Genomic DNA, 12,488 nt, shown 5'->3' on the forward strand with positions numbered 1-12,488 from the left:
CCGGGAGGTCGGGGCGAGGCTTTATAATCACGGGCTATTGCTTGCGGGCGCCCGCGTAGATTGCTTCCGTGAAAGGCTTCACAGAGTGATCACGAACCGGGGACCCCGTGAGCACAACGCTTCTGCTGCACTCCCCAATGACGCCTGCGCTCAACAAACCCCTGCCGGAAATTGAGGCTCAAGCCACCGGCGGCGTGAAGTTCACTGCCAATGCCTTCCTGGGCAAATCGGTGGTGCTGTACTTCTACCCGAAAGACAATACGCCGGGTTGTACCACTGAGGCGATGCAATTCCGCGATCGCCACAAGGACTTCGTGAAGGCCGGCGCGGTTGTGCTGGGCGTTTCGCGCGACAACATGGTGTCGCACGAGAAGTTCAAGCAGGCCCTGGAACTGCCCTTCGAGCTGATCGCCGACACCGAAGAGAAGCTCTGCCATATGTTCGGCGTGGTCAAGAACAAGATCATGTACGGCAAGAAGGTCAAGGGCATCGAGCGCTCGACCTTCCTGATCGCCCCGAACGGCATCCTGGTGGGCGAATGGCGCGGCATCAAGGTCGCCGGCCACGTCGACGAAGTCCTGAAGGCCGTGAAGGGCCTGAAGAAGGAAGCTGCCTAAGGCGCCGCATCGGACGCGAAAGCGCGTTGTTTGCTGACATCGCGGGTGCCCGCGGTATGTGCATAATCAGCTCATGCCCCGGGTCGAATCCTTGTCTCAGACTACAAAGCCGCACTCATCCTGTGCGGCTTTTTGCTTTCTGGAGCCTGGATCGCAGGGGGTTCACTTGTCGCCCATCCGCCGTACATGCCACTGCCTAAGCCTCCTGCACAACGCGCCAGCCGCCTCGATGCCTCTGCTTATTCGGCCACTCTGACCCCCAGCAAACCTCGCGCGACGCCTCCCGTCGTCGTCGCGCCCGCCGCCGCTCCGGTCGCGGTGCCGACAGCCGAAGTGCTGCGGCTTCCCACCCCCACCTCCAGCCCCGCTGCCGCCAGGCCGGCGCTGCCGGTGAAATCGGCGAGCAAGACGCCCGCCAAAGCCGCCGCACCCAAACGCACGCGCAAACCCGCCGGCGCCGCCAAGCTCTTCGTCCTCGACACGAATGTGCTGATGCACGACCCGATGTCGCTGTTCCGCTTCGAGGAGCACGACGTCTTCCTGCCCATGATCACGCTCGAGGAGCTGGACGGGCACAAGAAGGGCATGACCGAAGTTGCCCGCAATGTGCGCCAGGTCAGCCGCGAGCTGGATCAACTCGCCGCCGGCTTGCAGACCAGCAGCCTGGAGGAAATGTCCAAGGGCCTGCCGCTGGCCGGCACCGGCCACCGCGAGGCCGAGGGCAAGCTCTTCTTCCAGACCGAGCTGATCGACGCTCCCCTGCCCCAGGGCCTGCCCCAGGGCAAGGCCGACAACCAGATCCTGGGCGTCGTCCAGGCGCTGAAGGGCCGCCACCCGGGCCGCGAAGTCGTGCTGGTGTCCAAGGACATCAACATGCGCATCAAGGCCCGCGCCCTGGGCCTGCCGGCGGAGGACTACCGCAACGACAAGACGCTGGAAGACTCCGACCTGCTCTACACCGGCGTCCAGGCCCTGCCCTCGGACTTCTGGGACCGCCATGGCAAGACCATGGAGAGCTGGCAGCAGGGTGGCACGACCTACTACCGCATCAGCGGCCCCCTCGTGCCCACGCTGCTGATCAACGAGCTGGTCTACCTCGAAGCCCCCGGCGAGACGCCGCTCTACGCCAAGGTCACCGAGATCACCGGCAAGACGGCGGTGCTGCGCACGCTGAAGGACTACGGCAACCAGAAGCATTCCGTCTGGGGCGTCACGTCGCGCAACCGCGAGCAGAATTTCGCGCTGAACCTGCTGATGGACCCGGAATGCGACTTCATCACGCTGACCGGCACCGCCGGCACCGGCAAGACGCTGATGACGCTGGCCGCCGCCCTGGCCCAGGTCTTCGATGACCGCCGCTACAGCGAGATCATCGTCACCCGCGTGACCGTGCCGGTCGGCGAGGACATCGGCTTCCTGCCCGGCACCGAGGAAGAAAAGATGGGGCCCTGGATGGGCGCCCTGGACGACAACCTCGAGGTGCTGGCCAAGGGGGGCTCGTCGGCCGGCGAATGGGGGCGCGCCGCCACCAACGACCTGGTGCGCAGCAAGATCAAGATCAAGAGCCTGAACTTCATGCGCGGGCGCACCTTCCTCAACAAGTTCGTCATCATCGACGAGGCCCAGAACCTGACGCCCAAGCAGATGAAGACGCTGATCACCCGCGCCGGCCCCGGCACCAAGATCGTCTGCCTGGGCAACCTGGCGCAGATCGACACGCCCTACCTGACCGAGGGCAGTTCAGGCCTGACCTTTGCCGTCGACCGCTTCAAGGGCTGGGCCCACAGCGGCCATGTGACGCTGGCGCGCGGCGAGCGCTCAAGGCTGGCCGACTTCGCTTCCGAAGTGCTCTGACCGAACTGAAGCCGTCTCTGGGGCGGCACGACGATTGCCATGGGGATTCTGAAAGGAACCCCCATGAGCAATCCATCGCCCCAAGCCGACCAGCCCCTTCAGCCGGACAGTTCCGACCAGCCCCAGCGCGAAGGCGTGCCGGACGTCCAGCCCAGCGGCGTTGCGCCGGCCAGCCCGCCCGCGACGCATCTGCCGCAGCACCCCGGGCAAGCACAGGCGCTTCAGCCGGACGACGCCGACCGCGAGGACCCGGAATTGCAGCACGAAAGTCCCGTTTGAGCTTCGCGGAGCCCTGGCTCAGCGGCGCCGCGCCGCCCTGACGCTGCGCCATGCTTCCTCGCAAAACGGCAGCACGTTGAGCAGCATCGAGATGACGAACATCACGGCCGTGTACGTCCAGGGCGGGTCCGCCTTGAAGCGCAGGCCCCAGTCCGCCGTGTAGCCCGGCCGTTGCAGCAGCGCCAGCGTCTGCCCGGGAGCAAGCGCCAGCAGGCAGGACAAGCCCGCCCAGGGCAACAAGTGCTGGAAGCCGTGCACCCATTGCTCCAGTATGGGAATGCGCCGCTTTGCCAGCGCCACGCGCAAATCGGCCAGGTAGCTCAGATCGTGCAGCAGCACGACGGCCATCAGGCCCGCCAGCAATCCGGCGGTCGGCTCCAGCAGCAGTGCTGCCAGGATGGCGCTGCCCACCAGCACCAGCATGGCCAGGTGCAGAGCCGATTCGGCAATGCCGGCCGTGAACTCAATGCGCTGCGCGCGGTGCAGCGACCAGTCCAGCACACCCGCAGCCACCAGCATGGGCGCCCACACGAAGGCGAGTAGGCCCTGCAGCAGCGATGCGGTGTCGTCCATGGGCCGTTTGCTCACCCCTCGCGAGGCACCACTTCCACCTGGAGGCGAATGCCGTGGTGCACATCATTCACGGTCTGGGACACGGTCACTCGTCGTCGTCGTTGGGGTGGTTGGCAGAAGCCGTGTTCGCGTCGGAGGCCGGGTCGTCCTCGGCATCGACCAGATGCTGCTGACGCTCATGCTGTTGCTGCTGGGTCGCGGGGCGATGCGCAAAGTCCTCCTGCTGCTGCTGGCGACGCCCCCCGTGCGGGACGGAAGCGGGCACCGTAGCAGCGCCCGGCGACTGCTGCGCTTGGCGCAGCGGCCGATCTTGCTGCGGCTGCAAATCTTCAGTTCCTGCCGGCTGGGCGGCACGGGATGGCGACGTGATCATGTTGCTCCTTCAGAGCGAAAAGGCGCAGGGGATGCAGCGGCAATCCGCGCTCCCACAGGCGGCGGGCCACGAAGATGGTTGCGATACCATTTCGTTTCCACTTCCTGGCGATTCCATGATCTACCGCTCCCTCGGCCGCACCGGCTGGAACATCTCTGCCATCGGCTTCGGCGCCTGGGCCATCGGCGGCACCTGGGGCGACACGGACGACAGCGCCGCGATGGCGGCCCTGCATCACGCCCTGGACCGCGGCGTGAACTTCTTCGACACGGCCGACGTCTACGGCGATGGCCACAGCGAGCGCCTGCTGGCCCGCCTGCGCAAGGAGCGGCCCAGCGACGCGTTCTATGTCGCCACCAAGGCCGGCCGGCGCCTGAACCCGCACGTCGCCGAGGGCTATCGCGACTTGAGGCCCTTCATCGAGCGCAGCCTGCAGAACCTCGAGACCGAGGCCATCGACCTGCTGCAACTGCACTGCCCGCCCACCGCCGTGTACAGCATGCCCGAGGTGTTCGGCGCGCTGGACGAACTGGTGAGCGAAGGCAAATTGCGCCACTACGGCGTCAGCGTCGAGCGCGTCGACGAGGCGCTGGCCGCATTGAGGTTCCCGGGCGTGCAGTCGGTGCAGATCATCTACAACCTGTTCCGCCAGCGCCCGGCCGAAGTCTTCCTGCCCGCCGCCCAGGCGGCCCAGGTCGGCGTGCTGGCGCGGTTGCCGCTGTCCAGCGGCATGCTCAGCGGCAAGTTCACGCGCGACAGCAAGTTTGGCGCCGACGACCACCGCGGCTTCAACCGCCAGGGCGAGGCCTTCGACAAGGGCGAGACCTTCTCGGGCGTCGACTACGAGCAAGGCCTGGCCGCCGTCGAAGAGCTGCGTGGCCTGCTGCCGCCAGGCGTGAGCATGGCCAGGCTGGCCCTGCGCTGGATCCTGATGAACGAGGCCGTCACGACGGCCATCCCCGGGGGCCGCACGCCGGCCCAGGTGGACGAAAACGTCAGCGCCGCCGACCTGGCCACCCTGCCCGCGCCGTTGATGCAGGCCCTGGCCGCGCTCTACCAGCGCCGCATCGCGCCGCAGGTCCACGCCCTCTGGTGAACCCGCACCGCATTCACCCCACATGAAAAAAGCGGCCCGAGGGCCGCTTCGCTTTTCTCCTCGGCGGATCAGCCGCGGCGACGGCGGACTGCCGCCAGGCCGGCCAGTGCGATGCCGATCAGAGCCATCGAGGCCGGCTCGGGCACATTGACCGTGATGTCGGTGGTCGCGAGGGTGCCGCCGGCCGCATCGGTGACGAACAGGCGGAAATCCGTCGAGCTGGCGGCGTAGGGGTTGAAATTGAAGCTCGGCGTGTTCAGGAAGGACATCTCCAGGTTCCAGGACTCGCCCAGAAACATCGGCAGCCCGAGGCTCAGCAGGTCGATGTCGGTGTAGTTGACGGCGGCGCTGCTGTCGGTGTCGATGCCCAGCCAGATCTTGCAGCCCTGGCAGCCGCGGATGTCGTAGGCGAAGTCGAAGCTCCAGTTCGCGTAGTTCTTGCCGTCGGGCAGATAGACGCCGTTTTGCGCATAGAAATTGCGCACACCGTCATTGGCCAGGAAGGCGCTGTTCTTGTAGGCGTGAGCACCGATGGCGACCTTGACCCCGCTGGCCGCAACGGCGGCGAACTGCACGGTCTGCAGGCCGGTGCTGCCCGCCGGCGGCCAACCGTCAGCAGCCGTCAATGTCGTCAAGGCGGCGTGGGCCGCGAACGGGGCGAGCCCGACAAGGGCCGCAGTGGCAAGCATCTTCTTGATCATTGGTTTATCTCCAGAGGTGGCAATGGTTTTGCTGGCGCCTTCGCTCAACGACACGTTTAGGGCACCGCACAATCCCTAGCGCATCAACCATGCCAACACCAAGCCGCGTGTAGGACGCTCCGGTAGGACAGACGTGCCGTTCAGGCGTGAAATGACCCCCACGTTCGAAGGTGGAAATTCCCTCGACATGAGACAAACCCTTGGTGGACCTTGCGCTGAAATGACCCGTCAGGAAAACCGCTCGCAAGTCGATCAGATACGGGGTTGACAGTCAGTCGCCCCGCTGAACGGCCGTAGAAAAGCGCTTCACACCCGCATCCGCCGCCACGGCCTGACGCCCGGCGGCGATGAGCCTGTCGATCTGCTCGGCCGGCAGCTTGAGCCGCGTCGGGATGGCGTTGAGCGCCATCTCCTCGGCCTCGGGCAGGTCGGCGAAGCTGATCTGCGTGACGGCGAACTTGATGTCCTCGCAGCGCCAGTCAGGGTTCCAGGCACGCAGCGCGGCCTTGCGTTCATCGGGCAGTGAGCAGCGCCAGGTCACGATGTCACGCTCCCAGTTGCGCACCATGGGCACGAAATAGGAATAGCTCATGCGCATCGTGCTCTCGATGGCCGTGTCCACGGCGGCCGTCGCCACGTCCAGGCCAGAGGGCCCCGCCACCTCCCGGCCGAAGTCGCCGCTCGGGCCCTGGCCCGCGTCGACCACGACGAACAGCATGCGCCGCACGTTCGCCGCGTCGTGCTCGCTGATCGGGCCGTAGGGCGTGTTCAGCAGGATGCGACTTTGCAGGATGCTGACGAGGCCCAGGTTGTCCGTGATACCGCCGTCCACCAGCTTGATGTAGCGGCCCGTCTTGCTGTCGCGGAAGTCCTTCAGCGCCCGCAGCAGCGCCAGGCGCAGCCGGTGCTGGTCGTCGCGCTCGGGGCCTGGCACACGGCCCAGGTTGGCGGGCATGGGCTTCTGGCAGGACTCGGGAAACTTCTCCAGCACCACCGGCGCGAAGAACAGCGGCACCGCCATGGACGCGGCGACGGCCTCCGACACCGGGAAGCTGGCGAGGTCGCTGCAGATGGCGTCGAAGGCCCGTTCGTGGAAGGGGAAGGCCAGCCGGTACTGGGCGTTGCTCGCGTTGATCCAGATGACCGGCTTCTGGTGGCGGAACATGTCCGCGAACGTCGCACCCTGGAACACGTCGCGCTCCAGCCAGTCGCTGAAGTTGCTGCGGTCGTTCAGGCCGCCGGCGAACAGTCGGCGCAGGTTGTTGGGGTTGAGCAGGCTGAAGCGCAGGCCGGCCTCGCCATCGCGCATCAGCACCTTGTCGCGGAAGCCCCGCATGCCCTCGGTGCCATGCAGGCCGAAGTAAGCCGCCGTGATGGAGCCGCCCGACACGCTGGTGATGAAACTCACGTCGTCCAGCAGGTTGTGGCCAGCGGCCGAGGGCTGGTCGCGCAAGCCCTCCAGCACGCCGTAGGAGAAGGCCGCAGCGCGCAGGCCACCGCCCGAGAAGCTCAGGGCCACGATGGTCTCGCTGACGGCGCTCTGCGGCTCGCGCGCCACCGGCTCGGCCACGGCCGGCCTGTTCTTGGGCGTGTTCAGCGGTGCGCCGGCACAGCCGGCCAGCGAGAGCCAGACAAGGCAGGTGCAAAGCAGCAGCAGGACGCGCATCGGGCCTCTTTCCCTTGAGATCCGGCGCATTCTGCCGATGCTGCCAGACCCTGTCTTTATTCCCAGTGACAATCAAGCAAATGAACTGCCCCCACGTCCGCATCCGCGAACTGCCCCCCGAGGGGGCGCGTCAGCGGTTTCGGACGGCGGTGCACCGCTGACATGCTGCAGCCCGACCGCTGGATCGCCCACCTCGACATGGACGCCTTCTACGCGTCCGTCGAGTTGCTGCGCTATCCGCAGCTCAAGGGCGAGGCGGTCGTCATCGGCGGCCGTCGGGCGGATGCGCCTCAGCAGCTGGAAGACGGCAGCTGGAAGTACTCCCGGCTGCGCAACTACACCGGCCGCGGCGTGGTCACCACGTCCACCTACGCTGCCCGCGACCTCGGCGTGTTCTCGGCCATGGGCCTGATGAAGGCCGCGCTGCGCGCGCCCGACGCCATCCTGCTGCCGGCCGACTTCGACAGCTACCGCAAGTACTCGCGCCTCTTCAAGGCCGCCGTCGCCGAGGTCGCCCCCGTCATCGAGGACCGCGGCATCGACGAGATCTACATCGACCTGACCGACGTGCCCGGCGTGCGCGATGCCGTCGGCCACGACCCGCTGGGCGGCGTGAAGGCGGTGGCCCGCGAGATCAAGAACTCGGTCGGCCGCGCCACCGGCCTGACCTGCTCCATCGGCGTCACACCCAACAAGCTGCTCAGCAAGATCGCCAGCGAGTTGGACAAGCCCGACGGCATCAGCGTGCTGACGATGGACGACATCCCCAGCCGCGTCTGGCCGCTGGGCGTGCGCAAGATCAACGGCATTGGCCCCAAGGCCAGCGAAAAGCTCATCAAGCTGGGCCTGGAGAGCGTCGGCGACATCGCCGCCGCCGACCCCGCCTGGCTCATCGAGCAGTTCGGCGGCAGCTACGGCGCCTGGCTGCATGCGGCCTCGCACGGCCTCGACAACCGCGCCGTCGTCACCCACAGCGAGCCCGTCTCCATCAGCCGCGAGACCACCTTCGAGCGCGACCTGAGCGCCGTGCATGACAAGGTCCTGCTCGGCGGCATCATGGACGAGCTCTGCGAAAGCCTCGCCCGCGACCTCGCCCGCAAGCACTACGCCGGCAAGACGGTGGGTATCAAGCTGCGCTTCGAGGGTTTCGTGACCGTCACGCGCGACCAGACGCTGAAACTGCCCATCACCAGCGCCACCGACATCCGCCATGCCGTGGGGCTCTGCCTCAAGCGCGTCAAGTTCGACAAGCGCCTGCGGCTGATGGGCGTGCGCATCGGCAACCTCGTGCACGCCAGCGAAGTGCAGGCCGCGCCCGTACCCACGCGCGCCGAAGCCCAGCCTGCGCCCGACAACCTGAGTCTGTTTTGAGCGACTGGACCTACACCGTCTCGGTCCGCAGCCTCTGCGAGTTCACCGCCAAGCGCGGCGACCTGGACCGCCGCTTCACGCCCTCGGCCACCGCGCTGGAGGGCCAGGCCGGCCAGATGGCCGTGCTGGCGCGGCGCTCGCCGGGTTACGAGATCGAGCTGCCGCTGGAGGCCGTCCACGGCAATCTGCGCGTGCGCGGCCGGGCCGATGGCTACGAGACCGACGTGAACCGCCTGGAGGAAATCAAGACCATCCGCGGCCCCGTCGATCTCATCCCCGAGAACCGCCGAGCGCTGCACTGGGCCCAGCTCGAAACCTATGGCGCGCTGATTTGCGCCGACCGCGAACTGCCGGAGATCGAGCTGGCCCTGGTCTATGTGGATGCCGACACGCAGAACGAAACCGTGCTGCGCGAGACGGTCACGGCCGCAAGCCTGCAGGCCGCCTTCGAGGCACGCTGCCGCCAGTTCGAGGCCTGGGCGCAGCAGGAGGCCGAGCACCGCAGCCAACGCGATGCGGGTCTCGCCACCCTGCCCTTCCCCAAGGGCGAGCTGCGCCCGGGCCAGCGCCTGCTGGCCGAAGCCGTCTACCGCGTCGCCGCCAATGGCCGCCATCTGCTGGCCCAGGCACCCACCGGCATCGGCAAGACCCTGGGCACGCTGTACCCGCTGCTGCGCGCCATGCCCACCCAGCAGCTCGACAAGATCGGCTACATGACCTGCAAGGGCACCGGCCGCATCGCGGCGCTGGAGGCCCTCGAGGCGCTGCGCGACGGCGCGCCGACCAAGTCGCTGCGAGTGTTGACGCTGGTGGCCAAGGAGCAGGCCTGCGAGCACCCCACCAAGGCCTGCCATGGCGATGCCTGCCCGCTGGCCAACGGCTTCTACGACAAGCTGCCGGCCGCCCGCGCCGAGGCCGTGCAGACAGCCTGGCTGGACCCCGCCGCCCAGCGCCGCATCGCGCTCAAGCACGACGTCTGCCCCTACTACCTGGGTCAGGAACTGCTGCGCTGGGCCGACGTCGTCGTCGGCGACGTGCACCACGCCTTCGACCCCTATGGCCAGCTCTACGGCCTGGCCCAGTCCCAGGGCTGGAAGCTGGCCCTGCTGGTGGACGAGGCCCACAACCTGATCGACCGGGCCCGCGACATGTACAGCGTCGCACTGAGCCTGGCGCGCGTGCGCGAGGTGCTCGCCGGTGCGCCCGTGAGCCTGCGCGCGCCGCTGCGCCGCCTGGCCGGTGAGCTGGCCCGCTTGGGGACCGAGCAGGTCGAGGACTACCAGCCGCTGAAGCAGGTGCCCGACGCGCTGGCCGAGGCCCTGCAGCGCGTCAACCTCGCCCTGGGCGAGCATGTGCAGAAGCACCCGCTGGAGGTGGGCGCACTGCTCGAGTTCTATTTCGAGGTGCTGGGCCTGCAGCGCCTGCTGGACCGCTTCGACACGCATTCGCTGTGCGACCTGCAGCGCACCGCCGGCCGGGTGCTGGTGGCGGATGCGCCGCTCAACCTGTCGCTGCTGGAGGACGATGAGCCCGTCGACACCGGCGACGTGCGCGACGTCGTGCTGTCGGTGCGCAATATCGTGCCCGGCGCCTTCCTGAAGGAGCGTTTCGAGGGCTGTCACAGCGTCACGCTGTTCTCGGCCACGCTGGGGCCGCCCGACTACCCGCGCCAGCTGCTCGGCATGCCCGAGGACACCGCCTGGATCGACGTGCCCGCACCCTTCCCGCCCGAGCACCTGACCGTGCAGGTGGCGCACCGCCTGTCCACGCGCTACGAGCACCGCGAGGCTTCGATGGATGCGCTGGTGGACCTGCTCGCCCTGCAGTTCACCGAACACCCCGGCAACTACCTGGCCTTCTTCAGCAGCTTCGACTATCTCGACAAGGCCGCGGCCCGCCTGGCGCTGCGCCACCCGCAGGTCGTGCAATGGAGCCAGGGCCGCGCCATGGGCGACGGCGCGCGGCGCGCCTTCCTCGACCGCTTCGTCGCGGGCGGCCGTGGCATCGGCTTTGCGGTGCTGGGCGGCGCCTTCGCCGAGGGCGTGGACCTGCCCGGCACCCGCCTCATCGGCGCCTTCATCGCCACGCTGGGCCTGCCGCCCGTGTCGCCGCTGCAGGACCAGGTGCGCGATCGCCTGGACACCATGTTCGGCGCCGACCACGGCTATGCCGACCTCGTGCCCGGCATGCAGAAGGTCGTCCAGGCCGCCGGCCGCGTGCTGCGTTCCGTGGACGACCGCGGCTGGGTGTGGCTGCTGGACAAGCGCTATGCCCGACCCGACGTGCGGGCGCTGCTGCCGGCGTGGTGGCAGCTTTGACCCCGAGTCCTTGACGTCAGGTGTGTAGGGATGTTGCCGGCCGTCTGTCGCGGCTGCACCCGGTAACCGGCGCCCCGGCCAGGCGTGCGACGCTGGCAGCCTATGCGCCCACTCCCCGCCCGCCTCGTTGCTCCTCTCGCCGTCGCCACCCTGCTTTCATTGACCGGCTGCGGAGGCGGTGGGTCCGACACCGCCTCGCCCGCTCCCGCTCCTACGCCCGCTCCTGCACCAGCCCCCGCTCCGGCGCCTGCACCTGCACCACCACCCACCGCCGGCACCCGCATCAGCTGCAACCTCGCCAACTTCCAGACCGACATGCTGGCTGCGGTCAACGCCCGCCGCCGCGCCGGCGCGACCTGCGGCGCGGAAGGCGCCTTCCCACCGGCGGCCGACCTGAGCTGGAACGCCGCCCTCACCCAGGCCGCCGTGGGCCACAGCGACGACATGGTCACGCACAACTTCTTCAGCCACACCGGCAGCGACGGCAGCACTCTCGGCACGCGTGCGACGGCCGCCGGCTATGCCTGGACCAACCTCGGCGAGAACATCGCCGCCGGCCAGTCCAGCGTGGCCGAGGTGGTGGATGGCTGGATGAAGAGCGACGGCCATTGCGCCAACCTGATGAACGCCACCTACCGCGACATCGGCGTGGCCTGCGTGGCGGGCAACGCCAGCACGACCTACCGCACCTACTGGACGCAGGACTTCGGCAAGGCACGCTGACCACCACCTTGACTTGAGCCACGAGACCGTCGGCTAGAGTCGAATCCGCTGAAAGGACACCCCTCATGCGGATTGAATTTCGGGCTTGCTGCCTCGCCCTGCTGGCGGCGCTGTGCTGCGCAAGAACGCTGGCCGTGGAGCCGGGCAAGCCGCTTGAGCCGCCCAACTTCTTCGTGCAGGTCGTGTTGACGCCGGATGCCGAAGCGTGGCTGCGCAAGACGGGCGAGACGATCTGGATCAGCGGTCTGTTCGAAGACGAGGTCGGCCCGGACGGCATCTGGCTCGGCAAGACCGAGCTGACGCTGACGACCGAAAGGTTGGCCCACATCCACGGCATTCGCTTTCACCCGCGGCTGGCGCAGCTGATGACGGGGTTCGACTACGAGGTGCTCATCAACGTCGGCAGCGGCCGGAAGACCTCCGACCTCAACTACCTGGATTGCGAGCTGCTGCAAGGTCCCATCAGCCAGTTCCAGGGACGGACCTCGCAGATCGGCTGCCAGCTGGCACAGCACGGGCCACCAGCGAAATCCGTTCGACGTTTCACGGGCGAGATGGACGGCAAGGAATTTCTCGCCCTCTGCTCGAGCGTCGGACTGGCGTCGGCCCATCCGGCGCAACGCAGGAACGAGGCCTTTTGCACCGGCTATGTGAAGGGCGTCATCCACGCACACGACGGCTTCCTGAGCGACGAGCCGTCTATCAAGCGCCATTTCTGCATTCCAAGAGGCGTCTCCGATCTGGATTTCACCCGGGCCGCCGTGAAATACCTCGAAGCATCGGGCGTCACCGACTATCTGGGCACCTACACCCTGGCTGCGCTCCACGTCACCTATCGCTGCAAGCCGAACGACCGCTGACGGCATCGCCTTGCGCCGCACCGATCAAGGGGGCGCAGCGATTTTTTTGTGCCCGGC

Annotated in this window: 12 protein-coding genes; 8 read left to right on the forward strand and 4 right to left on the reverse strand. The window is 67.7% G+C overall.

The window, feature by feature from the left end; genetic code table 11:
* Positions 1 to 137: 137 nt before the first annotated feature.
* From AC1D2H_RS02330 to AC1D2H_RS02340, 3 genes are all read left to right on the forward strand, one after another.
* Complete coding sequence (locus tag AC1D2H_RS02330) at positions 138 to 617, forward strand: peroxiredoxin (protein WP_439463346.1); 480 nt, start codon at positions 138 to 140, stop codon at positions 615 to 617.
* A gap of 186 nt (positions 618 to 803) precedes the next feature.
* Positions 804 to 2,471: a PhoH family protein gene (locus AC1D2H_RS02335; protein WP_478009734.1), complete on the forward strand. Its 1,668-nt coding sequence runs from the start codon at positions 804 to 806 to the stop codon at positions 2,469 to 2,471.
* A gap of 63 nt (positions 2,472 to 2,534) precedes the next feature.
* Positions 2,535 to 2,750, forward strand: coding sequence for a hypothetical protein (locus tag AC1D2H_RS02340; protein WP_478009735.1), 216 nt, complete (start codon positions 2,535 to 2,537; stop codon positions 2,748 to 2,750).
* 18 nt (positions 2,751 to 2,768) lie between these two features.
* Here the strand turns inward: AC1D2H_RS02340 and AC1D2H_RS02345 are convergent, their stop codons facing one another.
* Entirely contained in the window at positions 2,769 to 3,323 is a 555-nt protein-coding gene (locus AC1D2H_RS02345) for a hypothetical protein (protein WP_478009736.1), read from the reverse strand.
* A gap of 85 nt (positions 3,324 to 3,408) precedes the next feature.
* Entirely contained in the window at positions 3,409 to 3,696 is a 288-nt protein-coding gene (locus AC1D2H_RS02350; protein ID WP_477928671.1) for a hypothetical protein, read from the reverse strand.
* 115 nt (positions 3,697 to 3,811) lie between these two features.
* On the opposite strand from AC1D2H_RS02350, the gene AC1D2H_RS02355 reads away from it, so the two are divergent.
* Positions 3,812 to 4,792, forward strand: coding sequence for an aldo/keto reductase (locus tag AC1D2H_RS02355; RefSeq protein ID WP_478009737.1), 981 nt, complete (start codon positions 3,812 to 3,814; stop codon positions 4,790 to 4,792).
* Between the two features lie 68 nt (positions 4,793 to 4,860).
* On the opposite strand, the gene AC1D2H_RS02360 is transcribed toward AC1D2H_RS02355, so the two are convergent.
* The gene (locus tag AC1D2H_RS02360) at positions 4,861 to 5,493 is read right to left on the reverse strand and encodes a PEP-CTERM sorting domain-containing protein (RefSeq protein ID WP_477928667.1); all 633 of its coding nucleotides are present in this window, start codon (positions 5,491 to 5,493) and stop codon (positions 4,861 to 4,863) included.
* Positions 5,494 to 5,764: 271 nt separating this feature from the next.
* Complete coding sequence (locus AC1D2H_RS02365) at positions 5,765 to 7,159, reverse strand: patatin-like phospholipase family protein (RefSeq protein WP_478009738.1); 1,395 nt, start codon at positions 7,157 to 7,159, stop codon at positions 5,765 to 5,767.
* 162 nt (positions 7,160 to 7,321) lie between these two features.
* Between AC1D2H_RS02365 and AC1D2H_RS02370 the strand changes: the two genes are divergently transcribed.
* The 4 genes from AC1D2H_RS02370 (at position 7,322) to AC1D2H_RS02385 (ending at position 12,431) form a co-directional block, all read left to right on the forward strand.
* Complete coding sequence (locus AC1D2H_RS02370; protein WP_478009739.1) at positions 7,322 to 8,530, forward strand: DNA polymerase Y family protein; 1,209 nt, start codon at positions 7,322 to 7,324, stop codon at positions 8,528 to 8,530.
* Positions 8,527 to 10,848: an ATP-dependent DNA helicase gene (locus AC1D2H_RS02375; protein ID WP_478009740.1), complete on the forward strand. Its 2,322-nt coding sequence runs from the start codon at positions 8,527 to 8,529 to the stop codon at positions 10,846 to 10,848. Before AC1D2H_RS02370 ends, AC1D2H_RS02375 begins: the two co-directional genes overlap by 4 nt.
* A 102-nt stretch (positions 10,849 to 10,950) precedes the next feature.
* Positions 10,951 to 11,571, forward strand: a complete 621-nt coding sequence (locus AC1D2H_RS02380; protein ID WP_478009741.1) for a CAP domain-containing protein — start codon at positions 10,951 to 10,953, stop codon at positions 11,569 to 11,571.
* Positions 11,572 to 11,636: 65 nt separating this feature from the next.
* On the forward strand, positions 11,637 to 12,431 hold the full coding sequence (locus AC1D2H_RS02385) for a Rap1a/Tai family immunity protein (RefSeq protein WP_478009742.1): 795 nt from the start codon (positions 11,637 to 11,639) through the stop codon (positions 12,429 to 12,431).
* The last annotated feature ends 57 nt before the right edge of the window (positions 12,432 to 12,488 follow it).

The sequence above is a fragment of the Roseateles sp. P1_C1_2 genome, assembly GCF_056406535.1.

Bases quoted from the DNA above. Each gene is read 5' to 3' on its own strand.
- AC1D2H_RS02370 (WP_478009739.1), top strand. From the start codon at position 7,322: ATGCTGCAGCCCGACCGCTGGATCGCCCACCTCGACATGGACGCCTTC.
- AC1D2H_RS02365 (WP_478009738.1), bottom strand. From the start codon at position 7,159: ATGCGCGTCCTGCTGCTGCTTTGCACCTGCCTTGTCTGGCTCTCGCTG.
- AC1D2H_RS02360 (WP_477928667.1), bottom strand. From the start codon at position 5,493: ATGATCAAGAAGATGCTTGCCACTGCGGCCCTTGTCGGGCTCGCCCCG.
- AC1D2H_RS02335 (WP_478009734.1), top strand. From the start codon at position 804: ATGCCACTGCCTAAGCCTCCTGCACAACGCGCCAGCCGCCTCGATGCC.
- AC1D2H_RS02355 (WP_478009737.1), top strand. From the start codon at position 3,812: ATGATCTACCGCTCCCTCGGCCGCACCGGCTGGAACATCTCTGCCATC.
- AC1D2H_RS02330 (WP_439463346.1), top strand. From the start codon at position 138: ATGACGCCTGCGCTCAACAAACCCCTGCCGGAAATTGAGGCTCAAGCC.
- AC1D2H_RS02350 (WP_477928671.1), bottom strand. From the start codon at position 3,696: ATGATCACGTCGCCATCCCGTGCCGCCCAGCCGGCAGGAACTGAAGAT.
- AC1D2H_RS02345 (WP_478009736.1), bottom strand. From the start codon at position 3,323: ATGGACGACACCGCATCGCTGCTGCAGGGCCTACTCGCCTTCGTGTGG.
- AC1D2H_RS02380 (WP_478009741.1), top strand. From the start codon at position 10,951: ATGCGCCCACTCCCCGCCCGCCTCGTTGCTCCTCTCGCCGTCGCCACC.
- AC1D2H_RS02340 (WP_478009735.1), top strand. From the start codon at position 2,535: ATGAGCAATCCATCGCCCCAAGCCGACCAGCCCCTTCAGCCGGACAGT.
- AC1D2H_RS02385 (WP_478009742.1), top strand. From the start codon at position 11,637: ATGCGGATTGAATTTCGGGCTTGCTGCCTCGCCCTGCTGGCGGCGCTG.